At 40.3% G+C, this 26,008-nt stretch carries 19 protein-coding genes and 5 tRNA genes; 2 read left to right on the top strand and 22 right to left on the bottom strand.

What is annotated here, in order from left to right; genetic code table 11:
• Window positions 1–5: 5 nt before the first annotated feature.
• The 12 genes from IE867_RS04425 to IE867_RS04370 form a co-directional block, all read right to left on the bottom strand.
• Window positions 6–902 (bottom strand): toprim domain-containing protein, encoded by an 897-nt coding sequence (locus IE867_RS04425; protein ID WP_192483564.1) that lies wholly within the window; start codon window positions 900–902, stop codon window positions 6–8.
• Window positions 889–1,446 (bottom strand): hypothetical protein, encoded by a 558-nt coding sequence (locus IE867_RS04420; protein WP_192483563.1) that lies wholly within the window; start codon window positions 1,444–1,446, stop codon window positions 889–891. The genes IE867_RS04425 and IE867_RS04420 overlap by 14 nt, the downstream gene beginning before the upstream one ends.
• The gene (locus IE867_RS04415; protein WP_192483562.1) at window positions 1,443–1,733 is read right to left on the bottom strand and encodes a hypothetical protein; all 291 of its coding nucleotides are present in this window, start codon (window positions 1,731–1,733) and stop codon (window positions 1,443–1,445) included. The genes IE867_RS04420 and IE867_RS04415 overlap by 4 nt, the downstream gene beginning before the upstream one ends.
• Window positions 1,734–1,737: 4 nt before the next feature.
• Window positions 1,738–2,250: an antA/AntB antirepressor family protein gene (locus IE867_RS04410; protein WP_192483561.1), complete on the bottom strand. Its 513-nt coding sequence runs from the start codon at window positions 2,248–2,250 to the stop codon at window positions 1,738–1,740.
• Window positions 2,247–2,459: a helix-turn-helix transcriptional regulator gene (locus IE867_RS04405; protein ID WP_192483560.1), complete on the bottom strand. Its 213-nt coding sequence runs from the start codon at window positions 2,457–2,459 to the stop codon at window positions 2,247–2,249. Before IE867_RS04405 ends, IE867_RS04410 begins: the two co-directional genes overlap by 4 nt.
• A 202-nt stretch (window positions 2,460–2,661) precedes the next feature.
• Window positions 2,662–3,654 (bottom strand): hypothetical protein, encoded by a 993-nt coding sequence (locus IE867_RS04400; protein WP_192483559.1) that lies wholly within the window; start codon window positions 3,652–3,654, stop codon window positions 2,662–2,664.
• A gap of 268 nt (window positions 3,655–3,922) precedes the next feature.
• Complete coding sequence (locus IE867_RS04395; RefSeq protein ID WP_192483558.1) at window positions 3,923–5,182, bottom strand: tyrosine-type recombinase/integrase; 1,260 nt, start codon at window positions 5,180–5,182, stop codon at window positions 3,923–3,925.
• Between the two features lie 198 nt (window positions 5,183–5,380).
• Window positions 5,381–5,463: transfer RNA gene (locus IE867_RS04390), tRNA-Leu, on the bottom strand.
• Window positions 5,464–5,469: 6 nt separating this feature from the next.
• A tRNA-His gene (locus IE867_RS04385) sits at window positions 5,470–5,545 on the bottom strand.
• A 178-nt stretch (window positions 5,546–5,723) separates the two neighbouring features.
• Window positions 5,724–5,800: transfer RNA gene (locus IE867_RS04380), tRNA-Arg, on the bottom strand.
• Window positions 5,801–5,830: 30 nt separating this feature from the next.
• Window positions 5,831–5,907: transfer RNA gene (locus IE867_RS04375), tRNA-Pro, on the bottom strand.
• Between the two features lie 12 nt (window positions 5,908–5,919).
• Window positions 5,920–5,995, bottom strand: a tRNA-Phe gene (locus IE867_RS04370).
• 200 nt (window positions 5,996–6,195) lie between these two features.
• Here IE867_RS04370 and IE867_RS04365 point away from each other — a divergent pair.
• Window positions 6,196–6,684, top strand: coding sequence for a dihydrofolate reductase (locus IE867_RS04365; protein WP_192483557.1), 489 nt, complete (start codon window positions 6,196–6,198; stop codon window positions 6,682–6,684).
• A 24-nt stretch (window positions 6,685–6,708) separates the two neighbouring features.
• Here IE867_RS04365 and lolD read toward each other — a convergent pair whose 3' ends face one another.
• The 7 genes from lolD to IE867_RS04330 all read right to left on the bottom strand — a co-directional run bounded on the left by lolD (window position 6,709) and on the right by IE867_RS04330 (window position 20,609).
• Complete coding sequence (gene lolD, locus IE867_RS04360; protein WP_192483643.1) at window positions 6,709–7,386, bottom strand: lipoprotein-releasing ABC transporter ATP-binding protein LolD; 678 nt, start codon at window positions 7,384–7,386, stop codon at window positions 6,709–6,711.
• A 7-nt stretch (window positions 7,387–7,393) separates the two neighbouring features.
• Window positions 7,394–8,644 (bottom strand): lipoprotein-releasing ABC transporter permease subunit, encoded by a 1,251-nt coding sequence (locus IE867_RS04355; RefSeq protein WP_192483556.1) that lies wholly within the window; start codon window positions 8,642–8,644, stop codon window positions 7,394–7,396.
• A gap of 221 nt (window positions 8,645–8,865) precedes the next feature.
• A complete protein-coding gene (locus IE867_RS04350; RefSeq protein ID WP_192483555.1) occupies window positions 8,866–10,821 on the bottom strand; it encodes an ABC-F family ATP-binding cassette domain-containing protein in 1,956 nt (651 codons plus the stop codon).
• Window positions 10,818–14,036 carry a carbamoyl-phosphate synthase (glutamine-hydrolyzing) large subunit gene (carB, locus tag IE867_RS04345; RefSeq protein ID WP_192483554.1) on the bottom strand — a complete coding sequence of 1,073 codons (3,219 nt, stop codon included), beginning with the start codon at window positions 14,034–14,036 and terminating at the stop codon, window positions 10,818–10,820. The genes IE867_RS04350 and carB overlap by 4 nt, the downstream gene beginning before the upstream one ends.
• A gap of 184 nt (window positions 14,037–14,220) precedes the next feature.
• Window positions 14,221–15,411 carry an acetyl-CoA C-acyltransferase gene (locus IE867_RS04340; protein ID WP_192483553.1) on the bottom strand — a complete coding sequence of 397 codons (1,191 nt, stop codon included), beginning with the start codon at window positions 15,409–15,411 and terminating at the stop codon, window positions 14,221–14,223.
• A 17-nt stretch (window positions 15,412–15,428) separates the two neighbouring features.
• A complete protein-coding gene (locus IE867_RS04335) occupies window positions 15,429–18,128 on the bottom strand; it encodes an acyl-CoA-binding protein (protein ID WP_192483552.1) in 2,700 nt (899 codons plus the stop codon).
• Between the two features lie 174 nt (window positions 18,129–18,302).
• Window positions 18,303–20,609: an acyl-CoA dehydrogenase gene (locus IE867_RS04330; RefSeq protein ID WP_192483551.1), complete on the bottom strand. Its 2,307-nt coding sequence runs from the start codon at window positions 20,607–20,609 to the stop codon at window positions 18,303–18,305.
• A gap of 389 nt (window positions 20,610–20,998) precedes the next feature.
• On the opposite strand from IE867_RS04330, the gene IE867_RS04325 reads away from it, so the two are divergent.
• Window positions 20,999–22,696: an AMP-binding protein gene (locus IE867_RS04325; protein WP_192483550.1), complete on the top strand. Its 1,698-nt coding sequence runs from the start codon at window positions 20,999–21,001 to the stop codon at window positions 22,694–22,696.
• A 16-nt stretch (window positions 22,697–22,712) separates the two neighbouring features.
• On the opposite strand, the gene coq7 is transcribed toward IE867_RS04325, so the two are convergent.
• The 3 genes from coq7 to IE867_RS04310 form a co-directional block, all read right to left on the bottom strand.
• Window positions 22,713–23,351, bottom strand: a complete 639-nt coding sequence (gene coq7, locus IE867_RS04320) for a 2-polyprenyl-3-methyl-6-methoxy-1,4-benzoquinone monooxygenase (protein WP_192483549.1) — start codon at window positions 23,349–23,351, stop codon at window positions 22,713–22,715.
• A gap of 324 nt (window positions 23,352–23,675) precedes the next feature.
• Window positions 23,676–24,554 (bottom strand): LysR family transcriptional regulator, encoded by an 879-nt coding sequence (locus IE867_RS04315; protein WP_192483548.1) that lies wholly within the window; start codon window positions 24,552–24,554, stop codon window positions 23,676–23,678.
• A 193-nt stretch (window positions 24,555–24,747) separates the two neighbouring features.
• Window positions 24,748–25,938, bottom strand: coding sequence for a thioester reductase domain-containing protein (locus IE867_RS04310; protein ID WP_192483547.1), 1,191 nt, complete (start codon window positions 25,936–25,938; stop codon window positions 24,748–24,750).
• Window positions 25,939–26,008: the final 70 nt, after the last annotated feature.

The raw sequence follows: 26,008 nt of genomic DNA, 5'->3' as shown, positions 1-26,008 counted from the left end.
ACTACTCATCCTCGCCCCCTCATATTCAGCATCCCCCTAGCACTGAGCCAATCATTCCAATCTGTGCCTTTTTCACCTTCTTCAAATCGTGGCACGATATAATCACAATCAGCGGCTTCGGCTGCTTCTCTGGCTGCTAACACGCCTGTGTTTTTTGCACCCATACGGTCATTGTCTGCGCATATAACGATTTTATTGAATGGGTAACGCTTACGTAGTGACACGGCAACTTGTTTTAAATTACCCGCATCAAACACACAGTAAACACCATCATTTGGTTGAATCATTGCCCAGCTTGCTGCTGTGGCATAACCCTCTGCAATTAATATCTTAGCGTCCTTATCTTCTCTTACCTGTAAGGGGTAAAAGCCTGCCGCCTTCTTGCCACCCTTGAAAAAGCGTTTATCCCCTTTTGGTGAAATAATTTGTAGCGATTGCAATGACATATCGTCATTAAAGCCATAAATAGGGACGATTAGCGCATTATCTATCCCTTGAAGATGAGGCGCCCAACGCAATCCAAAAGATACAACGCTTTTTTTAACTAAATAATCATGACTATCAAGTGCTTTTTTTGAATTATCTAGAATATACTGACATCTTTTTGCTGCATCTTCTTGCTGCTGCGCAAGTTCTTTTTTTAGTGATTCAGCACGCTCAATAGCTTCATTGTATGTTGTCACTCTCTCTGTATGCGTCATATTATCCATATTGGCATGCCACACATGCTTTTCATGGCTAATCCAATCACTAAACACAGCACATTCCTCGTTAAACATAATTAACCAAGCGGCTTTATTGTCTTGGCCTTTATTTGGTGCGGGGAAACGTATAATCCTGCCTAGCTCAATGCCTTCTGGGGGCGTATGACCGCAACTAACCATAAACTCACGCAAATCCATAACGCACCCCCATGTGATTACAAATAATACGTATTGATAAAGTGACCCGCGACTGTGATGAACAATAATACTTAACTGCCATTTTTTTAGCTCCTGTTAGGTTTTCCTTGAAAGTCGGGTGGTTCAAAACTGCCCTAACAGAAACAGCATGCGCTATTCCCCTAAAAAGGGTATTGTATTTGCGCATCCACCCGACCATACAAAACCATGAGCTAATGAATAGCCATAAATTAAATATAATCGTATTGTGATTATCAAGTTTTACGGACTGATAAGCTCCGCTGTTAGTTTCATGGGTTTTGAAGCCCGACAATTTGCGCTGGCTTTTGACGACCAACACGGCAGAGCTTAGCAAAATCTTAGCACAAAGCCAAGGTGGAATTATTGATACATTTATAAGCGCATAACTGCTTCGCTTTGATTGAATTGTTTGAGCCAACGAAAATAACTGCTGCACTTGTCGAGGGGGCGGAGTAAACAGGGGACTATTAAGCGGGTTCCCTTTTACTTCTACATTAAACTTCTTATTATTTGCCACCATCATTTTTTACCATCCTTGCCATTTCCAGATGCAACTATCTGACGTGCTACATCTTTCTGGCTATCATCAAGATGATAAAAACCTGTGTAAACCTTTACACCGTATTGGTCAATACGTGGTTTTTTTACCATATGGATAACACACCCCTTATTACGCAACTGCCTTATCGTTTCAGGCGTATTCAACCCTGCATAACGGTTTAACTCAAATCTTGATATTTCACCTCTTAAAGTGAGTTCTTCAAGTGTTCTTAATTGACGTTTACTTAATTGAATTTCAGTACTTAACATAGCCTTACCCCTCTTTACTTACTAAGTCATCATGAAAACCTAAATCCAGCGAATACTGCGCTTCATTAACGAGCCTTTTAAACTCTTTTCTAGCTTCCTTTTTGGTTCTTTTTAAGCTCGCACCCACTTTCCCCCAGGCACTACCCATTTGCTTAATTTCATCAATCTGTTTTGATACGGCATTAATTGACTCTGTGAACGTATAGGTATTAACAACACTGTGTAGCTTTTTCTCACACTCAATAAAATACTTGCGTGCCTGCTCACCCTTGTCAGTTTTTGCCATCATTGCAAGACGTTTGGCAAAGTCTATAGTTAATGCAAAATCTTGTGTTTCATTACCGCTCGTCTTAATGACGAACCCCATATAATCTTCATTAACTAAAGCATATTCATTGTTAACGATATTTTTCTTGCACCATCTCGACCAGTTACTAAAATCAAAACCTAATAACTCGTATAGCTCCCTTGCGGACACTGCTTGTTTAAATGCTTTATATTCTTTAATACTAATCATACCTTCACCCCCTTGTTTACTTTGCTATCGCGCGCTTTTATGCGGTTATCTATCCATTGGTTAATGTCTGACTCCAACCAGCCGCTAGAGCGCTCGCTTAACTTAATAGGTGCGGGAAATTTTCCCTCTTTGGCTAATCGATATATTGATGCAGTAGAAAGGCTTGTTTTCTCTACCACGCAAGGCAACTTAATAATATTTGAGTTCATTGTCTAACCCTCCCTTAAATACATGTTTATAAAACTATTACTTAACAAGACATGGCGCCGCGTCTTGTGGTGTATTATGGGAAATAAAAAAGACAAATAAAAAGGGGGTGAATATGGGGTAATTAACCAATCACCCCACATTTAAACCCTTATTAAATAAAGGGTTCAGGTATATTGAAAAAAAATGAAAGTCACTCTACATTTAGTGTTTTTTTGCAGTATCTTCCATGCTTCTTCGTCCAGAATTTAGGGTAAATAACTGCTGCTTCTTAAAAAAGTCATTAAAAGTTGTTTTTGCTAAAGCAAATAAATCTGGTGATGCCTGTGTCAGTATTTCATGAACCTCTGCCTTTGTATGGTTTTTCTTTATCACACCGAGATTTATAGCAACTTTCAAGACTAACTCCCTCTCCGTTTGTTTTTGTACGCTCTTTAAAGCATCATTACCTCTTGACTCATCATTACTACTCTTATTACTTAAACTTTCCTCAAATTCCGCAATATCTGCATATGCAAAGTATAGCTGTGACTCATCAAATATAGGCGCCTCAATATTCATTGAATAAAGGCTTTTTTGCTCGACTTTATATGTGGTAATAATATAAGAATCATTCACCATATTGCCAATACGCAAGCGCAATCGCCCCTCATGCTCAGAATACAACAAATTTTGCACCTGTATTGGGCTATTAGGTAATTCCTCATAGCCAACATAATTTATTAGAGCTGAATATATCTCTTTAGATGTTTGAGCATCTAAAAAAACAGAGCCTACACTCCCTTCATCAATCATAACTTGAACATCATTGATACACTCATGTAGCTTTCTCATAAGCCAAGTATGCAAAAATTCGTCATCTGTCACGGTAACGCCGCTTTCCTCTATATATTCTATGCACTCTGACCTAGCAAATAATAATGCTTGAATTGAACGCAGCCCGATTTTTATATCTCGCCTAAGGTTGCTAATACCACATATCTGAGCATCAATTAAACTGTTACTCAAATCTAATCTAATTGGCTGATATTTTTTTAGCCCGCGGGGGCTTTTCACCAAGCCCTTTAGATTGTGATTATTAATTAAATCAGCAATATATTTGACTGTCGAGTTATTGTCTGGCAGCCCCCACCTTTCAATTAGTTCATGATAAGTTAACTCCAATGGGGGCGGTAAAAATTCTTTTTTAAACTCCATTTGCTTTCCCAAGCATCCACTAGGTAAAACAGTGCCACACTGGTGGATAATCAGCTATTCGGTAGCGAGCCTAGACACTGTTTAAGATGTTGTGATAGTTTAAAATAAAATTGCTGCCTAGGGTAGTAAGTCAGCACTTAAAGATATGTAATACATATGCTCAAAACACCACCCCCATTGGGGGCTTGGGTATTGCAGCTCTTGTTTTAACTTCCTCAATTTGAGGATAGGGGTGATTGAGTAAATCCATTTGATACTAAAATATCAACTACCCCGTTTTAAAATCAGACATATTAACGACATTCTTACCATCTCTTAGGTTATCTAGGTAATCTGCCCATATTTGCATCATTCTAGTACGCTCTTTGATATATTGCGCATGGTTATAAGCCGCTTTTACTTTATTGGATTCGGCATGCGCTAGCTGCAGCTCTATCATATCACCATGAAAACCATATATGCTTGCCATTTCATAAAGTCGTGTACTTGCCATATGCCTAAAACCATGCGTGTCATGCTTTGGCTTATCTCCTTCTTGCATTGGTTCTGCGCTATCTGATGAATGTTTATAACCCATTGCTCGCAATGCTAATCTTAACGAGTTTATATTCACAGGATTATTAGGCTTTTTTGCGCTGGGGAAAACGTATTTTCCATTACTAGAATATAATTTCATTTGCTCAATAATAGCCCATGCTTGCTTTGACAATGGCACCATATGTGCTTTGCGCATTTTCATACGCTCTGGCTTAATATGTATTTGTCGCTCATCTTCGTGTATTTCCTCCCACTCAAGTGCCGCTAATTCACCAGGGCGCAACATCACATAAGGGGCAAGCTTTAATGTCATAACTGTAGTATAAAAACCATGGTAATTATCAATATCACGCAGAAGCTGACCTATATCCTCTGGCTTTGTTACTGCTGCATAGTTTTTGCCTTTTGCTACTTTTAAAACAGGGCTGATGCCCGCTACTGGATTATGGGAACATATACCACTAGCCACACCATAAGCAAAGATTTGATTCAAGTGACCTTTAACTTTATTTCGCTGTTCAAAATGCCCTTCGACTTCAAAACTTTTTAAAAACCTAACAACTTCTGGAGCCTCTATCTTATCAATACTCCTTTTCCCAAAAGTTGGCAAAATGAAGCGATTTAGCCTACTAACGGTTTGTTTGTAATGACTAGCAGAAAATTCATTCTTTTTGACATCTAACCAATAGGCAGCAATATGCTCAAGCGTCTTATCATTTTCTGCTTTCTGTTTGTCTTTATAAGTTTTTGGGTCAACTCCATTTGCAATTAAAGCTCTATATTCCTGTGCTAGCCCTCGTGCTTGCTTTAATGAAACATTGGGATATAAACCAAAGCCAAGCCAATTCGCCTTACCATTTAGTGTATAGCGAAACTCCCATGCTTTACTATTATTTGCTTTAATTGATATATATAACCCATTACCATCATTAACACGATATAGCTTATCCATTGCCTTCAAAGCCTTTATTTTAGTATCTGTCAGCTTCATAGTGTATATTCCAAAGTGTATAGTGAAATGAAGTTTAGCACAAAAATGCCTTATTGCCTTTTCCACTATACACTTTACTATACATTTAAATGCAAGTCCTTATGAGATGCTATAAAACGTTATGAACACGTGAAGCCTTATAAAACAAGGGATTAAAGATTATAATGAGATGATTTGAGGCGTTATAATATGATTGCTTGGTGCGGACGGGGAGACTCGAACTCCCACGGTTGCCCGCTGGAACCTAAATCCAGTGCGTCTACCAATTTCGCCACGTCCGCAAAGACTGGGGTGAACGATGGGACTTGAACCCACGACAACCGGAATCACAATCCGGGGCTCTACCAACTGAGCTACGCCCACCATAAATTGTAATATTGCAGCCTAAGTTGCTAGAGCTGCTTTTTCTAAGTTCGGCTCGTGCCTCACTAAGAAAACCGGTGCTGCGCTGTCCGTGCTCCGCCCGTTCGATCTAAAACTGTTTCACAGTTTCTTAACGATCTCACCCAACTGAGCTACGCCCACCATAAATTCTTTTTAATGGTACGCCCGGCAGGATTCGAACCTGCTACCCTCGGCTTAGAAGGCCGATGCTCTATCCAGATGAGCTACGGGCGCATTTTCTCTTCCGCCATTGACGGTAAAAAATGGTCGGAGCAGAGGGATTCGAACCCCCGACCCTCTGGTCCCAAACCAGATGCGCTACCAAACTGCGCTATGCTCCGAATATTCTATTATGGTGGCCAGAGGCAGAATCGAACTGCCGACACGAGGATTTTCAGTCCTCTGCTCTACCGACTGAGCTATCTGGCCAATGCCGCATATTAAAGCGGATTTACCCAACTCGGTCAAGCACTTTTTTGAATAATTTATTGCACCCGCCAAAAAGGCTACAAACTAGACAAATAAAGGTTTTAGTTGTTTGCATTAAATACAATTTCATGCCCAATCTTGCTGAATTTTGCGCTACAATGCCTTCCATTGATTTTAATGACTAAAAAGGGAAATCCATTATGTTATCAATTATCGTTGCATATGATCAAAAACAAGGCATTGGCATTAAAAATAGCTTACCTTGGAAACTATCTGATGATTTGAAAAACTTTAAAAAACTAACTGAAAACAATTATATCGTCATGGGTCGCAAGACCTTTGACTCGATTGGACGCGCGCTACCTAATCGCAAGAATATCATCCTGACACGTCAAAAAGATTACATACAAGACAAGTGTGCCATCATTCACGATGTTGAGCATATTCTTAATCTAGCCAAAGACAAACCACATTATGAGATATTTATCATCGGTGGCGCTGAGATCTATAGTGTGTTCTTACCCTTTGTCGATCGCTTATACATTACCAAAGTCCATGCATTAAAAGAGGCTGATGCTTTTTTCCCGCAATGGCAAGAAGAAACATTTAGACGCATCGGGCAACGCAGTTATCATAAAGATCAGAACAATGAATGTGATTTTGATTTTGAAGTATGGGAAAGACTTTGAATTAAGTACTAATATTCAAGTAAGCTATTCTATACGCCCATCCGTAAGTCGATATACCTTATCCATTTCGCGAGCGAAGCGCTCGTCATGTGTTACAACAACAAATGCAGTTTTAAATTCATTACTCAATTGATGCATTAATTGCAATACTTTCTCAGAATTCTCAGCATCAAGGTTGCCAGTTGGTTCATCTGCCAAAATACAACTAGGCTTAGTCACTAAAGCACGCGCGATAGCAACACGTTGGCGTTCACCTCCTGATAATGTACCAGGCTTGTGTTTAATGCGATGTGCGAGTCCCACCGCTTCAAGCATTTGCACAGCATCTTTTTGTGCTTTCGCTTTAGCGATATCTTTACGCATCATCAATGGCAACATCACATTATCTTGCGCACTAAACTCAGGCAATAAATGATGAAATTGATAAATGAAACCTAAATGCCTGTTTCTTAGCAAAGCACGTTTATTGGGTGACAATGCATCCATGCGCTTTCCCGCAAGATAAACTTGGCCCTTGCTTGGTGAATCGAGACCCGCGAGCATATTCAACAGTGTGGTTTTGCCAGAGCCAGATTGCCCTAAAATTGCGACCTTTTGTCCATACTCGACACGCAAATCAATGCCATGCAAAACACCAGTTTCAAGCTTACCTTCTTTATAAACTTTATCAACACCTTCACAAAAAATAGCATATTGATCCAATTGTAAATCACTCATAACGCAACGCCTCCGCCGGTTGAACTCTTGAAGCACTCCACGCTGGATAAAGTGTCGCTAAGAAGCTTAAAATAAGTGACGCAATGGCTACATGCACTAAGTCGCTCATAACAAGCTTTGATGGAATAAAATCAATTTGATACACACTTGGACTTAAGAACTGCACATGGAATACCACCTGAATCCAATTAACAATTTCTGTCGCATTAACCGATAATACGACACCTAAAATAATACCAATAATCGTACCAATCACACCAATTGCTAATCCTTGAATAATAAAGGTCATAATAATTTGCCGCGATGACATGCCTAAGGTACGCATAATTGCAATATCTGAACGTTTATCAGTAACAACCATCACCAGCGAGGATAATAAATTAAAAATTGCCACGGCAATAATCAGCATCAAGATAAAGAACATCATCGTTTTTTCCATCTGCAATGCTTGAAAGAAGCTCTTATTCTCATCCGTCCAATCGCGCGCCATATAGAAATCTGGCAATATTTTCGTGTTTAACGTCTCCTTTAAGAACGGTGCTTGATAAATATCTTTGACCCCAAGCTGCAAAGCGCTAACTGAGTTACCCATTTGGAATAGTTTAGCGGCATCATTGATATTAACCAATGCATAATAACTATCATATTGATAACTCACACTAAAAATGCCTGAGACTTTAAACTGCTTTAAGCGCGGAATCATGCCAGCAGGTGTTAGATTTGCTTGTGGCACAATAAGGGTAATTTTATCGCCAACTTTGACGCCTAGAGAGTCTGCTAAATACTTACCCAGAATGATATTAAATTTACCCGATTGCAATGATGACAAACGCCCTTGTTGCATATGCTCAGCAATTGGTACTACTGATCCTTCATACTTTGGATCAATTCCTTGAATTGCCGCAAAGGCATTGGTGGCATTAGCAGATAACATCCCTTGACCTTCAATAATAGGAGCCGCACCTGAAATACGACTATCTTTTTGCTTAAGTGTTTGCGCTAAACTCTCCCAGTTATATAGCTTACCACCTGCTTGGTAGACCTTAACTGGTGGCACCATCATCAAAATACGATCTTTGATTTGTTCATCAAAGCCATTCATCACTGACATTACTGTGATCAAAACAGCAACACCCAACGCAATTCCAATAAATGAAATCGCTGAAATAATCGAAATAAACTGATTTTTCTTTTTCGCGCGCAAATAACGCAAACCAATAAACAATGGTAATGGTCGATACATCTAGTTATCCGTCAAATTAAACGCATCGGCATCATAACATAGTTGCGCTTGATGACATATACCCATCGTAAATCATTTCTTAATGCTGGCTTACAAAGCAGCTTGTGAAGATTTTAACAAGTTAGATAACTGATAAATAGGTAGCAAAATTATCAAAATCAAATCCACTGAGTAATTACGAATTTGTTAATTGTGCAGGTCTTTCTAAGGCCTAGCATTATCTAACTTGAAAGTTCTAATTGCTCATTTAACTCAAGCCAAACAAGCTCTTTTTCTTCAAGCTCAACTTGCACATGCTGATGTGCTTTGAGTAACTCATTGAGTTGCGCCTTATCCTGATAAATCGCTTCATCCTGAAGCTTGAGATCCAACGCTTCTTTTTGCGCTTGCAGCTTAGCCATTTCCTTTTCAACTTTTTTAATTTTGTCGATAAGTGGCTTTAGTTTTGCCTGTAATTGCGCGCGTTGTTGGCGGGATTCTTTTTTATTTTTTGGCGTTTTTTGCGCTTCTTGCATCTCTTTTGTTTCTTGCCTCTCTGATATCCCTGCTATTTTTGGGTCTTTATTATCTACAGCATTGGAAATCACTTTTTGCTTATCTTTTTTCTTTTGCTCAAGCACATATTGATAATAATCTGTTAAGTCACCATCAAAAGTAGACACCTGCCCTTGATCAACTAACCAATACTCATCAACCGTGCTTTCTAGCAAATAACGATCATGCGATATTAACACTAAAGCACCATCAAAAGATTGTAATGCGAATGCCAAGGCTTCGCGCACTTCAATATCTAAATGGTTTGTTGGTTCATCTAGAAGTAGAAAGTTAGGCTTCTGATAAACGATTAATGCAAGTGCCAAGCGCGCCTTCTCACCACCTGAGAAACCACCGACTGCCGATAAAGCCATGTCATTACTAAAGTTAAATCGACCTAAAAATTTGCGTGCCTGCTCATCGGTAATTTTCGCATCCAAACGCTTCATGTGTGTTAAAGCAGAGGCTGTAAAATCAAGCGCATCTAACGAATGCTGCGCAAAGTAGCCGATCTTGAGATCTGGGTGTTTTTTGCTCTGCCCTTGTAATAATGCTAAATCGCCGACTAAGCCTTTAACAAAGGTTGATTTACCGGCGCCATTTTTACCCAAAAGCCCAATACGCATCTCTGGCAAAATCATGGTATTAAGATCACTTAAAATAACCTTATCGCCATAGCCTAACACGCCGTTTTCAAGTGTTAACAAACTACCTGTGGGCATTTTGACATTCTCAGCAAAACTAAAACTAAAGCTTTGCTTATCATGTACCGCTTCAATACGCTGCATTTTCTCAAGCATTTTAACGCGCGATTGCGCTTGCTTTGCTTTGGATGCTTTGGCTTTAAAGCGATTAACAAAACTTTCCAAATGGGCAATTTTCTGCTGTTGTTTAACATGTGCTTTTTGTTGCAACAAGCGTTTTTCATGATATTGCTTTTCAAAAGATGAATAGTTACCTGTGTAACTATCAATGCCTTTATTTTCAATATACAACACTCGCTCAACGACATTATCGAGAAATATTCGATCGTGTGAGATAAGGACAATCGCACCTTGGTAATTTTGTAAATAACGCTCAAGCCACATTACCGCATCTAAATCTAAATGGTTTGTGGGCTCATCTAGCAGCAATATTTCAGCTTGTTGTAATAAAGCTTGCGCTAAATTCAAGCGAATACGCCAACCACCTGAGAGCGATTTCACTGGTTCATGCAACTGCTTTGGTTCAAAGCCTAAGCCATCTAACAATTGCGCGGCTTGTGACTCCAGTTGATAACCACCTAATGCTTCAAAATCAGCATGCAATCGCGCATGCTCTTCATAAGCCTCATCAGCGAGCGCTTGCTCCATTGCCACCGTTAATCGATGTAACTCGGCATTGCCTTGCATAACATAGCGCACAACCGAAGCCTCTAAATCATCGACTTCTTGTTTGACCGTCACAATACGCGTGCCCTTAGCAATCTCAAGTTCACCTTGATCAGCCTGCAAGCCTTGAGCTAAGAGCATAAATAATGAGGTCTTGCCAGCACCATTCGCACCAACAAGACCGATTTTTTGCTTATCATAAATTGCGAAGCTCACATCATTAAATAATGTCTTTAAGCCACGCTGTAATGAGATATTTTGTAATGTAATCAAGCACGAGTCTCCATAAACTCTCGCCACGATTTCACGTGAATTGGCGCATCATGCAATTCAGCCAATGAACGCAACGTTAACTCAGCAATCTGCAAATTAGTAATCAATGGGATATGGTGATCAACTGCAAGACGGCGAATCTTAAAGCCATCAGATACATTATCATCACTGACATGTTGCTGGCGGCGTGGAATATTGATAATCAAATCAACACAATGATCAGCAATTACCGTTTCAACATTAGGCGCTTCTGATTCACTGATTTTATGCGTCAATTTCGTTTCAATACCCAAATCACTTAAATATTGATGTGTCCCGGTTGTGGTATAAATTTCCCAACCTTGCTCATGCAAACGCTTGATCTCAGGCATAAGTTTAACCTTCTTATCACCACCGATTGATAGAAGTATTTTCTTGCGTTTAACAAACATCTCTGTCGCTTGCCATGACTTATAAAATGCATCTAATAGATCATAACCAATGCAACCAACTTCGCCTGTGGATGACATCTCAACGTGAGCAACAGGATTCGCACCCTTTAAGCGGTTATACGAAAACTGCGATGTTTTAACACCAACATAGTCAAGATCGAGCGTGTTATAACGCTTTTTCTTATATTTACCGATAATCACTTCCGTTGCGATTTCAATAAAGTTATGTCCTGTGACTTTCGAGACAAACGGGAAAGATCTTGAAGCGCGTAGATTACACTCAATCACTTTAAGGTTATTATCTTTAGCGATAAATTGAATATTAAAAGGTCCTGAGATATTTAATGCTTTAACAATCTTCTTGGTAATACGTTTAGCTCGACGAATCGTCTCAAGATATAGATTTTGTGGTGGCAGCACAATCGTGGCATCACCTGAGTGAACGCCGGCATTCTCAACGTGCTCAGAAATCGCATAAATGACAATTTCGCCATTCTCAGCCACACCATCCATTTCAAGCTCTTTGGCATTATTGATAAAATCTGAAATAACCACAGGATGCTCAGGTGATACAGAGGTTGCCTCTGCCAAGTATTGCTCAAGCGCATCTTCTGAGTAGATTACATTCATCGCCGCCCCTGATAATACATACGATGGGCGCACCAAAATGGGATAACCGACTTTATCTGAGAACTCTTTGGCTTTCTCCAGAGTTGTTACTGATTGCCATTCTGGTTGATCAATACCTAAATCATTCAACATCGTTGAGAAAATCGCACGATTCTCTGCTTTGTTAATATTCTGCGGTGAAGTGCCCAAGATTGGATAACCTGCTCTTGCCAATGGTACGACCAAGTTATTGGCAATTTGCCCACCTACAGAGACAACGATGCCTTTTAGATTTTCAAAATCAGCAATATCTTGTACACGTTCAAAGGTTAATTGCTCAAAGTACAAACGATCAGACTCATCATAATCAGTGGAGACCGTTTCAGGGTTTGAATTAATAATAATTGGCGACTCACCGAGTTTCTTTAAAGTATGAGCAGTCGTCACACCACACCAGTCAAACTCAACCGATGAACCGATACTATAAGGACCCGAGCCAATAATTAAGCTTGCCTCAATCTCAGACGGTTTAACATCATGCTCAATCCCATGATACGTCATGTATAGATAATTAGTCTCCGCTTCAAACTCGCCTGCTAAAGTATCAATTTGTTTAACATAAGGCACAATACCTTGTGAGATACGCCAAGCACGTAAAGCCTGTACATCCATCTCACGGAAACGCGCGATTGATTTATCAGAAAATCCAAGTTTCTTGGCTTCTTTTAACAATTCTTTGGTTAACGGATTGTTTAAATTCTTTAAGCGGTTTTCCATCTCAGCAATCGTATGCATATGGTTTAAGAACCACTTATCAATCTTTGATAGCTGGTAGGCTTTCTCAATATCACCACCTTGCACAAAAAAACGATGCAGCGCAAAGATCCTACGATCAGTGGCGCGTTCAATTTCAAGCTCAAGATCAGGAATCTCAAAAGGATAATCCGATAAATCTGCCGCACCAATGTTAAGCATGCCTACAGCCTTTTGTAAGCCTTCTGGGAAGGATCGACCAATTGCCATCACCTCGCCTACTGACTTCATCTCAGTCCCGATAAAGCGCTCAGCTTTTTTAAGCTTATGCGTATCCCAGCGTGGAATCTTAACAACGATATAATCAAGGGCTGGTTCAAAATACGCACATGTTTTCTTGGTTACTGCATTTTGTAATTCATGCAGGTTATAGCCTAAAATTAACTTCGCCGCGATAAAGGCGAGTGGATAACCCGTGGCTTTTGACGCCAAAGCTGATGAACGTGACAGGCGTGGGTTAATCTCAATCACACGATAATCTGAAGTCTCGAGATTAAACGCATATTGAATATTACACTCACCGATAATCTCAAAGTGATTAGCCACATCAATCGCAATCTTACGTAAGCGATGATACTCTTCATTGTTAAGGGACTGTGAAGGTGAAACAACGATACTTTCACCGGTATGAATCCCCATCGGATCAAAGTTTTCCATATTGCACACCGTGAGCACATTGCCTGCCATATCGCGCACGATTTCATACTCAAACTCATTCCATCCTAGTAGACATTCTTCAATCAATACTTGTGAGGTAGCATTTAATACTTCAGTAACTCGATGCTTAAGCTCGCTTTCCGTTCTAACAATCCCCGAGCCCAAGCCACCTAATGAGAAACCTGAGCGCATCATTAATGGAAAGCCAATTTCCTTTGCTGCGACCAAAGATTCTTCTAACGTTGTCGCAACAAAACTCTTCGCGGTTTTAACATTAATCTCATCTAACTTATCTTTGAAAAGTCCACGATCTTCAGCTTCTTTGATCGTTTGCACTGAACTACCTAGCACTTTGACATTATGCAGTGCTAAAATACCCTTTTCTTCGAGTTTCAGACCCAAGTTTAATGCCGTTTGCCCACCAAAGCTTAGCATGATCGCATCAGGCTTTTCTTTCTCAATAATTTTGGTCACATGTGCTAAATCTAGAGGTTCAAAATATACTTCATCCGCCATGCCAGGATCGGTTTGAATGGTGGCAATATTGGGGTTAACTAAGATAACTTTGATGCCTTCTTCTTTTAACGCCTTAATAGCTTGCGATCCGGAATAATCAAATTCACCTGCTTGCGAGATGCGGATTCCGCCAGAACCTAATAGTAAAACTTTTTGAATATGCTTGAATTGCTCGCGATGATTAATCATTGAAATTTCACGTTGTCCGAGGTTACCTTATTCTAAAGAATTTTTTGTGAAAGGCAATTGACGATTTTTATTTTTATACCGCTCGTAAATCATTCTACGGTGTTCAATGGCGAAGAAGTTTTTGAGTCTTTTGAGCAATTGTATTGCAGGCAATAGTTAGGACATATCAAGTGCTTCCCTTTTCTTAACACGCCTCAATAATGCCAGCGGCCCCCATGCCTGTGCCAATACACATGGTAACCATGCCGTATTTCTTGCCGGTTCTTCTTAAACCATGCAATGCTTTAACTGTCAGCACTGTACCTGTCGCACCTAAGGGATGCCCTAAAGCAATCGCACCACCACAAGGGTTTACTTTAGTCTCATCAAGCTTTAACTCATTGATCACAGCTAACGATTGCGCGGCAAATGCTTCATTTAACTCAAACCAATCGATATCTTCTAATTGCAAATTAGTTTGCTCAAGTACTTTTGGAATCGCCTTAATCGGTCCAATCCCCATAATGCGCGCTGGCACACCGGCAACTGCAAATCCTAGGAATTTCCCAAGAGGTGTCAGATTATGTTTTTTCAAATAAGATTCACTTACCAATACTACAGCACCTGCACCATCAGACACTTGTGAGCTATTACCCGCAGTGACTGAACCACCCGTTGCAAACACGGGTTTAAGTTTAGCTAGCGCCTCAATCGATGTATCTTTACGCGCACCTTCATCGATCTTAATCATTTTTTCGTTATCAACGATCTCGGCTTTCGCTTCATCAGGCTTACGATGATGTACCTTAACGGGGATAATCTCATCATTGAAATAGCCATTTTCAATCGCATGCGTTGCTTTTTGATGACTTTTTAATGAAAACTCATCCTGCATTTGACGTGTAATATTCCAATCTTTAGCAACATTCTCAGCAGTAATTCCCATGCCATAAGCAATCGCGACATTTTCATCTTTAGTAAAAATCTCACTACTAAACGAGATGTTATGCCCACCAAATGGAATCATACTCATTGACTCAATCCCACCAGCAACTGCCACCTCCATATTGCCTTTAGCAATTTCATTGGCGGCAATCGCAATTGATTGCAATCCTGAGCTGCAATAGCGATTAATGGTAAAAGCAGGTACCGAATCAGGCAACCCTGCTAAAAGTGTTGAGATACGTGCGACATTCATACCCTGCTCACCTTCAGGCATCGCGCACCCTATGACGATATCACCGATGTCCTCAGGGTTTACACCTGATTCTTTAACGGTTTCTTTTAAAATATCCGCTAACAAATCATCCGGACGCTTCTTGGCAAAACCACCACGCTTGCCCTTAGTAACAGCTGATCTTTTCGCTGCAACAATATATACTGCTTGTTCAGTCATTTTCTAAAAACTCCTTATTAATTTCTCAATGGTTTACCCGTTTCTAACATATGCTGCATTCTTGCCGCACTTTTCTCAGAAAGCGCCAATTCAACAAAGTTCTCAAGTTCGCGTTTAAGTAGCCAATCTTCTGAAACATAGGTATCTTTCTCAATCTCGCCTCCACACATGGCATCCGCTAAATTTGTCGCGATTTTGTAGTCATGCGCTGAGATTTGATTGCCATCACGCATATTAACTAAAAGTCCTTTAACGGTCGCAATACCAGCCTCACCAAAGACTTTGATTTTTTGCTTTAATGGTGGTTGATAACTAGAGTACGCTAAGAATCGTGCTTTTTCGATTGCAACACTTAAGATTTCTTTGCTATTCATCACCACGGTATCACTCTCACGTAAGAAGCCCATCTCAATGGCTTCATACGCGCTTGTTGCCACTTGTGCCATCGCCAAGTTCTTATAGCGCTTTTCAAAGTCTTTCCATGGATCTTGGGCAGTCGAGGCGCGTTTTGCCATCTCTTTTGAACCACCCCAACCAGGGATAATACCAACACCCGCTTCAACAAGACCGATATAACTCTCGTGTGCGGCAACCACCGCATCACAATGCATCAATGTTTCACAACCGCCACCAAAGGCAAAGCCTTTAACTGCTGCAACCACAGGGATTTTGCTATAACGAAGCTCTTGCGTGATCACTTGATGTCCTTTTTGAATGACATCATAAACAGCTTCTTTACCATGCATCATGAATTTAAAACCAAACTCTTCAAGATTCGCACCTGCAGAGAAAATATCCTGCTCCTGCCAGATAACCATCCCTTTAAGTTTGCTTTCAGCGATCTTAATCGCCTCAGAGATACCTGCTAATACCGCATCACCAATGGAGCACATCTTGCTCTTAAAGCTTAAAATACCGATTTCATCATCAATACTCCATAAGCGCACACCTTCATTTTCATACAAGGTTACACTTGGCATTGTGCTATGCTCACCTAACACATAATCTTTGTGTAGTTGACGTTTGTACACAGGTAATTCTTGACGAGTAACCAGTGCATTATCAGTGAAACTAAAGGATTTATTATCACCATAAACACCTTCTTTAAGTTCATATACCCATTGAGGAAGCGCCTTACTTGAAAGCGTTTTGCCAGATTTAATATCTTCATCAATCCAGCTTGCTACTTGCTGCCAACCAGCTTGTTGCCATGTTTCAAAAATCCCTTCTTTCCAGCCAAAGCCCCAACGAATCGCTAAATCCATATCTTTTGGATAATTAGAAATATCACCAACTAAACATGCTGCATAGTGGAAGCTATCTCTAAAGCACGACCATAAAAATTGTGCTTGCGGATGATCCATGTTTTTTAATTTTTCCAACTTCACTGACCAGTCTTTTTCACTTAGGATCTCAGTGACTGCTTTATCAGGTTTCTGATCAGATAATCGATACGTTTGGCTTTGCAAATCAAGCACTTTAAGACCGTCTTTCTCTTTAACATAAAGACCTTTTTTCGTCTTTTGTCCAAAGGCGCCTTGCTCGATCAATGCGTGGATCCAGTTGGGTAATTGATAGACCTTCTCCCAACCATCTGTGAGCGAGTTTTTCATCGTATCAACAACATGGGCGAAAGTATCCAAGCCCACCACATCTGCCGTGCGATAGGTTGCACTCTTAGCGCGTCCAAGCTTCTTACCTGTTAAGCCATCGACAACTTCCAATGGAATATTAAACTTCTCGGTGTAATAGCATGTTGCCAACATTGAGAAAACACCCAAGCGATTGGCAATAAAGTTTGGTGTATCTTTGGCACGAATAATGCTTTTACCCAATTTTTGCACCAAGAAAGTTTCCAACTGATCCAACACGTCTGGTTTAGTCCCACCATGTGCGATAAGTTCAACTAAAGGCATATAGCGCGGTGGATTAAAGAAATGCACGCCACAGAAATGTGCATGTAAATGCGTTGGTAAACTTTCAGTTAATGACTCAATGCTTAAACCTGAGGTATTGGATGCAATAATCGCGTGTTTTGCCACGTATGGCGCAATGTTGTGATACAGATCTTTTTTCCAATCCATACGCTCAGCAATCGCCTCAATAATCAAATCACAGTCTTTTAACAACTCAAGATTATCTTCATAATTTGCCGCAGTAATATAATTGATTGCTTGTGCTGAACCAAAAGGTTTCGGATTGAGTTTAGTAAGCTTTTTTAACGCGCCATCAATTAACGCATTTGGCGCACCTTCTTTGGCTTTCAAATCAAAAAGTACTACAGGGATGCGCGCATTAGCAAAGTGTGCAGCAATTTGCGCACCCATCACACCAGCGCCAAGGACTGCAACTTTCTCAATGCCTACATGTTGGCGTTTAGAGGGTTCAGGCTTAACCGCCGCTTGAATATCAGCTGACGACTTAGGTGCTTCAGATTCAACAAGCTCATGTCCAAAAACTGCCAAATAACCACGCATTGCCTGATCTTTTGATTGACCTTTAATAGAGTCCCATGCCATCCATTTAGCACGTTCGACCATTTTCAAAACTGATGGGCATTTACCTTCAACATCACCAACCGTTGCTTGCTTATAAAAAGCATATAACTTTAGTTTTTGGTTATTATCAGGCTTAAAATCAATGGTCGCATCGCGTACCGCTTGCACCATTTCGTTAAACTTCTGCTCTAACTTACTTAGTTGTTCCAGTTCACTCATCTAAAAGGTCTCCTTATTTTGACTTTCTTATTTCTTACTTACTGGAATTACGCACTTTCTCTATTTCAACACCCCGCCTCGCAAGCTCATCACCTCTCTTGCAAAGAAGGATGGCAACCACAGGCTAACAGGGTGTTTATGAAATCACAGTTTCTCTAAAATGCGTTACGCCATTTATATGCTCTCAGCTGTTGTTTTTTCTCTGTCACCTTTTTCAGACATCTTATGCATTGCCTCATAGGCTTCACGCCACTCTGGGTGCGCATTTTTAGGCCCCAAGGCATAAGGTGAGAATTCATCGGTTTGAATCACATCATTAACACGCTTCATCACATCTTTAAGTAACGTCACCTCATCATCACTAATGACATTATGTTGACGTGCCTTATCAATGGAATTACTCCAACTGGCTTTTGGTATCGTACCGGCTTTAATCGCCTCTTTGATTTTCTTTTGCACAGGAATTGCAGCAAGTACTGCTTGATAAGCAAGCTCGACACGCCCTACTGGATCCTTGTCATCCTCAGGCACATAACACATTGATTTCATGCGTTGACGTGTTTTATCGTCTTTCAATAACGCTTGCGCCAGCTTATGATCTAAACGGTCATCTGGCTTTTTAAATGGTTTACCATAAGGGAATGCCATGAAACGTAACGTGCCTGCCAACGCCTTATTTGGAAAGTTGGCAAAAATTTCATATAACGCATTTTGCGCTTCATATAGACAATGCTGCAAGCTCCAGCTAACAAATACATCATCAGCGGCAACCTCGCCATTATCTTTATAATATTTCAATACCGCACACGCCATATATAAGTAACTCATCACATCACCCAAACGTGCTGATAAGCGCTCTTTACGCTTAAGCGCACCACCTAAACTCACCAGTGCGATATCATTGACACAGGCATAAACCGTACTTAAACGGGTAATACGTTTGTAATATTTATTGAACTTAGATGAATAACCTTTTGCTGTTGCACCACAGGTAACGCCATACCAAAAAGTGCGCGCTGTATTTTTAACCATATAACCGATGTGCTTTTTCATCAGTTTTGAGAATTGTTCAAAGCCTGCTTTCTCATCTTTATTCATTAAGCTTTCAGACTCATCGCGCACATATGGGTGACAACGCATCGCCCCCTGTCCAAAGATCATCAAATTACGCGTCATGATGTTGGCACCCTCAACGGTAATGCCAACGGGTGTCGCTTGATAACCTCGCGCTAAATAGTTGTTTGGTCCCATAATGACGGCACGTCCGGCATGAATGTCCATTGCATTATTAAGCACATCTCTACCCATTTCAGTTAAATGGTATTTAGAAATAGCCGATGCTACTGAAGGTTTAATGCCCGCATCAACTGCTGCGACGGTAAACTGTCTTGTGGCATTAGCAAGATAGGCAAGACCACCCATTTGTGCAATTTTCTCTTCAACACCTTCAAAGTAACCAATTGGTGATTTAAACTGCTCTCTGACCATACTGTATGCAGATGTTGCAACACTTGATAATAACGTATTAGCCGTGCCACATGCAGGCAATGATATCGCACGTCCAATTGATAAGCACTCAACCAGCATACGCCAGCCTTCCCCTGCCATTTTTTGCCCACCAATAATCCAATCTATTGGGATAAACAAGTTTTTGCCGCGAATGGTACCATTCATAAAGGCTTGTGATAACGGATAAGCACGATTACCAATTTCAAGCCCTGGATGATCATGTGGTAATAGTGCACAGGTAATACCCTCTTTACCTGTATCTCCTAGTAATTGATCAGGGTCATGTAACTGAAATGCCAAGCCAACCAAGGTAGCAATCGGTGCTAAGGTAATATAACGTTTATTGATATTCTCCAAGCGTATGCCCAAAACTTCACGCCCATTATACTCACCCTTGCAAACAACGCCTTTATCTGGCAAAGAGGTAGCATCTGAACCCGCTGTAGGACCTGTTAATGCAAAACATGGTATATCAATACCTGCTGCTAATTTTGGCAAAAACATATCTTTTTGCTCATCCGTACCATAGTGATGCAATAACTCTCCAGGCCCTAATGAATTAGGCACCATCACCGTCACTGCAGCTGAAACACTTTTGGTTGCAATCTTCATCACAATCTCAGAATGCGCGGCAGCCGAGAATCCTTTACCGCCATATTCCTTGCGAATGACCAATCCAAAAAAACCTTTTTCACGAATAAAATCCCACACAGCAACCGGTAGATCGCGATCAACATGTGTCACTTGCCAGTCATCAATCATTGAGCAAAGCGTATTAGTCTCATTATCTAAAAACTCTAACTCTTCATCATTTAATTGAAACTTCTGCAAACGATGCAACTCATCAAAGTCTGGCAAACCTTGGAAAACTTGCTTTTCATACCAACAATCTCCTGCATCTAATGCAACTTGCTCAGTGACCGAAATAGGTGGCATCGATTTCTTACTTGATTTATAGATTTTCTTGATCATCCGCATTTCCTTACTCTTAACTTACTTAATCCAGCATTCTAAAGATCAACGTTAGCTAACCTTTGCCGCAAACAGTCCTAACGGTGACGTTTTTCATGATGCTACAAAGTTATCCCTAAACTTATTGATCCCTTTCATTTCTTTAGCAATATAACAGCGATTTTGTAAAAAATTAAGCAACACCAACCAAAATATTCCCTAAATCATGCAAAAAATATTGCAAAGCAACATAATTAAAGCAATTCGCAGTGAATTTATTTACAACACGCAAGGTAGACGTCTAGAATGTGGCTAAGCTTATTTATTGGTATATTTGCTTATTTAGCTTTTTAGCTTAGCTTGATTATTTTTGCTTTTTTGATTTTATGAAAAAACGGAGAGAAGACACTATGTCAGAAAAACCATGGATTAAACACTACCCAAATGGCGTACCTAGCGAAATTCCAACTTCAACGGAAACATTAACATCAATGCTAAAACAAGCCGCATTGAAGTTCCCCAAAAACGTGGCACTTTCTTGTCATGATCATGACATGACCTACGAACAAGTTGATCATTACAGTAACAAAGTCGCTGCATTCCTGCATTATGAGTTGGGCTTTAAGCAAGGTGATAAGATCGCGATTATGCTACCAAACTTACTGCAATTTCCAATTGTGCTTATTAGCATTCTTAAAATAGGCGCAAGCTTCGTTAATATCAATCCACTATATACCGCGCATGAGATCAAAGAAATCATGGAGGACTCGGGTGCCACCGGCATTTTTGTGCTAAGCACATTTGCTCATTTAGTGCAAGAAGCAAAAAAAGATTTGCCACATGTTAAACACATGATCGCAACGGATCTTGTCGATCTTTATGACTTTCCTAAAAAACAAATTATTCATTTTGTCGCAACCCATTTAAAAGGCATGAAAAGCAAGCATGACCGTTCACAGTTCCACAAGCTAAGTACAGCACTTAATTACCATCTTGCATTTGATGAACAGAGTGTCACCATCTCTTGTGATGACATGGCATGCTTACAATACTCAAGTGGCACTACTGGCAAGCCGAAGGGTACCATATTATTACATCGCAATATTGTTGCTAACATTCAACAAGTATGGCTTTGGATTGGTAAACAAGTTGAGCTAGATAAACAAATCCTTATTGGCGCATTACCGCTATATCATATCTTTGCATTAACGGCTAACTTCTTTACCTTTTATCTCGCTGGTTCTAAACATGTACTTATCCCTAACCCACGCGATATCAAATCCCTTGTTAAAACCATGCAAAAAACACCATTTACCATCTTTAACAGTATTAATACTTTATATGCCGCCCTTTTACACAATGACACATTCCGCCAATCAACATTCCCACACTTCAAATATACATTAAGTGGCGGCATGTCCACAGTTAAACGCATTGCGGATGATTGGAAAGCAGTGACAGGTGTGACCATTCATGAGGCATATGGTCTATCTGAGATGTCACCTGCCGTTACCATTAATCGTTTTGATGATGATGTATTTAATGGCACCGTAGGCTATCCTCTACCTAGTACAGATATATCCATTCGTGACGATGACGGCAATGATTTACCTGCCAATGAGAATGGTGAGATCTGGGTCAAGGGTCCGCAGCAATCTCCAGGCTTTTGGCATTTAGACAAAGTGACCAAAGAGCACTTCACTGGTGATGGCTGGCTTAAAACCGGAGACATTGGATTCTTGGATGACATGGGCCGCTTAACGATTTCAGGACGCTCCAAAAACATGCTCATCGTCTCAGGATTTAACGTCTTTCCAAAAGAAATTGAAAACACTATTTTGCAAATTTCTGCTATTAAGGATGTTGCCGTTGTCGGTGCGCCATCGCACTCAAGTGGAGAGAAACCGTTTGCTTTTGTGGTACTTGAGGATGATAATCAATCGATTACTGCCAAAGAGATTACCGAGTTCTGCTATACGCGCCTTGCCCATTATAAAACACCGAAAGACATTATGTTCTTGGATGAGTTACCTAAGAATCCAGTGGGTAAAATATTAAAACAAGAGCTTAAAGAAAAATATATTTTGAACCCCAAAGAGCATCATTGATTACTGATCACATTCTCTAAATACGATAAGCCAGCCTTGTCATCACTTTTGACTGGGCTTTCATAATCAGCTTCGCCCACAGTGGAAACTCAACACCGCCGGCAAGGGCTGCCTCATCGGCATGTGATTGCTCATCCTTATACATTTGCATCAAAATCACACGTGATTTCTCATCTTGGGTGGGTAATTCATTTAAATGTGCTTCTAAATGGCGCATCACTTGCTTTTCGGTTTCAATCACAAAACCATAGCTTACCTTATCACTAATAAGTCCGGCGATAGCACCAATAGAAAAGGAGCCGACATACCATAAGGGATTAAGTAAACTCTTTCTCGCATCCAAATCATCTAAGCGCGTTTCACACCACGACAAATGATTATACTCCTCCTCAGCGGCATGATGTAAATGCGCGCGTGTTTCATGCTCTTTCGCCACAAATGCCTGCCCTCTGTAGAGCGCTTGCGCACAGATCTCACCAGTGTGATCAACACGCATGAGCCCTGCCACATGTTTTGACTCAGTCGCATCAAGCTCTGGCTCATTCATATCAAGTGCTGGTGTCACTGACATTGGATTTGTTGCGGGCAAAACAACCGACTTCACAAAATGTTGAAGCTCACCTAAACATTGGTCTAAAAATGAATGACGACGCATTGATATGGTTACTCTTTAATTTATTGTAAAACTCATGCTCTGCATATTATACCCATCACAAAACATTTTACAGTATTTTTGCTATTGAATTTCTCGCGCTTTTGAGTGATTGAATTTTGCCAATAGCGAATGCGTTAAGAAACAATGAATAGTTTCATTGTTTTAGCAAATGAGCGCCCAAAGACTCTGTCAAGGGCAGCTATTACTTGCAATTCAATCACCCAAAATCATCAAAAACTTCTTCAGCATTAAGCACCGCGAAATGATTTACGATGGGTATATACCGATCACAAAACATTTTAAATGTCTGGCGGCATGTTTTAGCTAAATCATTTCCTTAACCAATTCAACAAAGGTTTTAATCTTTGGCTGAACATACTGCTGCTTTTGATAGTACATATTGATATTGACCTGAGGTGACGTAAAATCTGGCATTTTGATCTCAACTAAAGCACCACTTTTTAACTCCTCCGCAAGCATATAACGATGCGCTTGGATAATACCTAGCCCATCTATGGCAAAACGTTTCATACAGCTAATGCTATTAACACTTAAGCGCGACTGACACTGTGCGTTTAATTGTGAATCACCTAATATGATCGCATCACGCCCACTGTGCGCTATAACATCATGCGCCCCCAATTGCGCGATGTTTTTAGGTAACCCTTTACGCTCTAAATATTCAGATGAGGCGCACAAAACATAGTCTGTACTACTTAAGCGATAAGCAACCACATCATCCGGTGGCGTCCAGTTAACCCCAAATACAATATCGATATTTTCCTGATATAACTCTGGCATACGCTCCTCAACAGTCAGTTTAACTTCCATACTTGGATATAACTGTAAATAGCGCTTGATAATGGGTGCTAAACTTTCCTCAACGAAATAATAATTACTATTAATGCACAGCACACCTTCTGGATGCTCATCAAAGCTATTAATCAACTGTCCAATGCCAAACCATTCACTTTCCAAGCGCTGACATTGCATCAATAGTTTATGACCTTCTCGAGTGAGTTCAACCTTACGTGTTGTGCGGATTAGCAAATCGGCCTTTGCCAATGACTCCAGTTGTTTAATATTCTGACTAATTGCAGATTTCGTAATCCCCAAAGCATCAGCCGCCTTAGTAAAGCTCATGTGTTTAGCAACTGCCAAAAATGACGCTAATTGTACTAATGAAAAATCGCCTTGAAACATATCATTACCTGTAGTTCATTTGTCCATCTATCTAACTGAGCTTACACACTTTTTCTATTTCAACACCCCACCTCGCAAGCTCAGCACCCCCCTCACCCGTGTAGTTTAAGCTACACGACCTCTCCCTCAAGGGGAGAGATACTAGCGGATGCAACTTATGCTTGATTCATCACATAGCCACTTAAAATAGAGGTTAACGTCGTAAACTCGAGAACTCTAATGATTGCCAATAATCTAGGTACCTTGCAAACAACGCATGATAATCCTCGGTAATATTAACACCCAAGTGCTTTAAAGCACTCATCGTTTTGCTATTTTCTGTGGTAATAAAAGGGATTGTTTCCTCATTATCATAGTAATCAATTAACGGAAAAAGCGGGTTACTTTTGGCAATTTCTCTTAGCTTACTGCGCCATTGATCTGAAGCAATAATCTCAACTGGATGACCTAAATCATTGATAATGCCAAAGATATCAGCATGGGTTATTTGTACGTTATTAACAATATTCCAACCATTGGCTTGTGTATACGGCAATTGTGATAAAGCGACAATACTTTGTGCAACTTGATCAACGGGAATCATCTCATGTTGCGAGCACAGATCAGGTGCCACCCCCATCTCAATACAGCCTAGAATAAAGCGTGTTAAATTATTCTTTTCATAATTGCTTTTTGCGGTGGTTGATTGCCCAGTAATTTGCCCTAAGCGATAAATATCAACTGCAACACCATGTTCTTGCGCCTTCCATAACAACCATTCCGCTGCCCATTTAGTAACGGTATAGCCAAAGCTAATATCAGGGTGAATGGGTGCGATTGGTGGCATGCCTTCACGCGCAATGCTTGAAACACAATTAACTGCTGCATATTTTGTTGAGATAAAGTGAATACGCTTTGGCTTAATATGACAAGCTAACTTAATAATCTCAGCCGTGCTGCCAACATTGGTTGGCGCCATACGCTCATAGCTTTGCAAATGGTGAACATAAGCACCATTATGATAAATCGCATCAAGCTGTTCACTTAATGATTTCCAATCATCATCACCTAAGCCAAGCTTGGTTTCAGCGAGGTTAACGATAACAATTTTAAGCCGTAGATGATCGATATGCGCATCAAATCCATATCGCTTAAGATTAGCATCAAGCTTAGCTTTAGCAGCTGAAAGTGAATCACCACGAATCGCACAATGAATCACTGCCTTGGTATGTCTCATCAGCTCATCAATCAAATGCACACCAAGGTAACCATTGGCACCAGTAACAAGGACTTGAGCATACTCCTTTGGCAACATTTGTGTATTTATATTCATAGGTGGAATATAGCGCTCGATATCACTTAACGCCATTAACAGATTATTGTTTAGTCTTATTTCAGCGGACATTGAAACTCCATGTCAATCAGATATAAACCACATTGTAGAGTTAAACACGCGCTGTTGCCAGTAGTGCATG

The sequence above is a fragment of the Cysteiniphilum marinum genome (assembly GCF_014857925.1).
GTDB lineage: Bacteria > Pseudomonadota > Gammaproteobacteria > Francisellales > Francisellaceae > Caedibacter > Caedibacter marinus.
The sequence above is the reverse complement of the archived record's forward strand: the minus strand, read 5'-3'. Positions and strand labels throughout refer to the sequence as shown.

Bases quoted from the DNA above. Each gene is read 5' to 3' on its own strand.
- IE867_RS04425 (WP_192483564.1), bottom strand. From the start codon at position 902: ATGGATTTGCGTGAGTTTATGGTTAGTTGCGGTCATACGCCCCCAGAA.
- IE867_RS04420 (WP_192483563.1), bottom strand. From the start codon at position 1,446: ATGATGGTGGCAAATAATAAGAAGTTTAATGTAGAAGTAAAAGGGAAC.
- IE867_RS04415 (WP_192483562.1), bottom strand. From the start codon at position 1,733: ATGTTAAGTACTGAAATTCAATTAAGTAAACGTCAATTAAGAACACTT.
- IE867_RS04410 (WP_192483561.1), bottom strand. From the start codon at position 2,250: ATGATTAGTATTAAAGAATATAAAGCATTTAAACAAGCAGTGTCCGCA.
- IE867_RS04405 (WP_192483560.1), bottom strand. From the start codon at position 2,459: ATGAACTCAAATATTATTAAGTTGCCTTGCGTGGTAGAGAAAACAAGC.
- IE867_RS04400 (WP_192483559.1), bottom strand. From the start codon at position 3,654: ATGGAGTTTAAAAAAGAATTTTTACCGCCCCCATTGGAGTTAACTTAT.
- IE867_RS04395 (WP_192483558.1), bottom strand. From the start codon at position 5,182: ATGAAGCTGACAGATACTAAAATAAAGGCTTTGAAGGCAATGGATAAG.
- IE867_RS04365 (WP_192483557.1), top strand. From the start codon at position 6,196: ATGTTATCAATTATCGTTGCATATGATCAAAAACAAGGCATTGGCATT.
- IE867_RS04355 (WP_192483556.1), bottom strand. From the start codon at position 8,644: ATGTATCGACCATTACCATTGTTTATTGGTTTGCGTTATTTGCGCGCG.
- carB (WP_192483554.1), bottom strand. From the start codon at position 14,036: ATGATTAATCATCGCGAGCAATTCAAGCATATTCAAAAAGTTTTACTA.
- IE867_RS04340 (WP_192483553.1), bottom strand. From the start codon at position 15,411: ATGACTGAACAAGCAGTATATATTGTTGCAGCGAAAAGATCAGCTGTT.
- IE867_RS04335 (WP_192483552.1), bottom strand. From the start codon at position 18,128: ATGAGTGAACTGGAACAACTAAGTAAGTTAGAGCAGAAGTTTAACGAA.
- IE867_RS04330 (WP_192483551.1), bottom strand. From the start codon at position 20,609: ATGATCAAGAAAATCTATAAATCAAGTAAGAAATCGATGCCACCTATT.
- IE867_RS04325 (WP_192483550.1), top strand. From the start codon at position 20,999: ATGTCAGAAAAACCATGGATTAAACACTACCCAAATGGCGTACCTAGC.
- coq7 (WP_192483549.1), bottom strand. From the start codon at position 23,351: ATGCGTCGTCATTCATTTTTAGACCAATGTTTAGGTGAGCTTCAACAT.
- IE867_RS04315 (WP_192483548.1), bottom strand. From the start codon at position 24,554: ATGTTTCAAGGCGATTTTTCATTAGTACAATTAGCGTCATTTTTGGCA.
- IE867_RS04310 (WP_192483547.1), bottom strand. From the start codon at position 25,938: ATGTCCGCTGAAATAAGACTAAACAATAATCTGTTAATGGCGTTAAGT.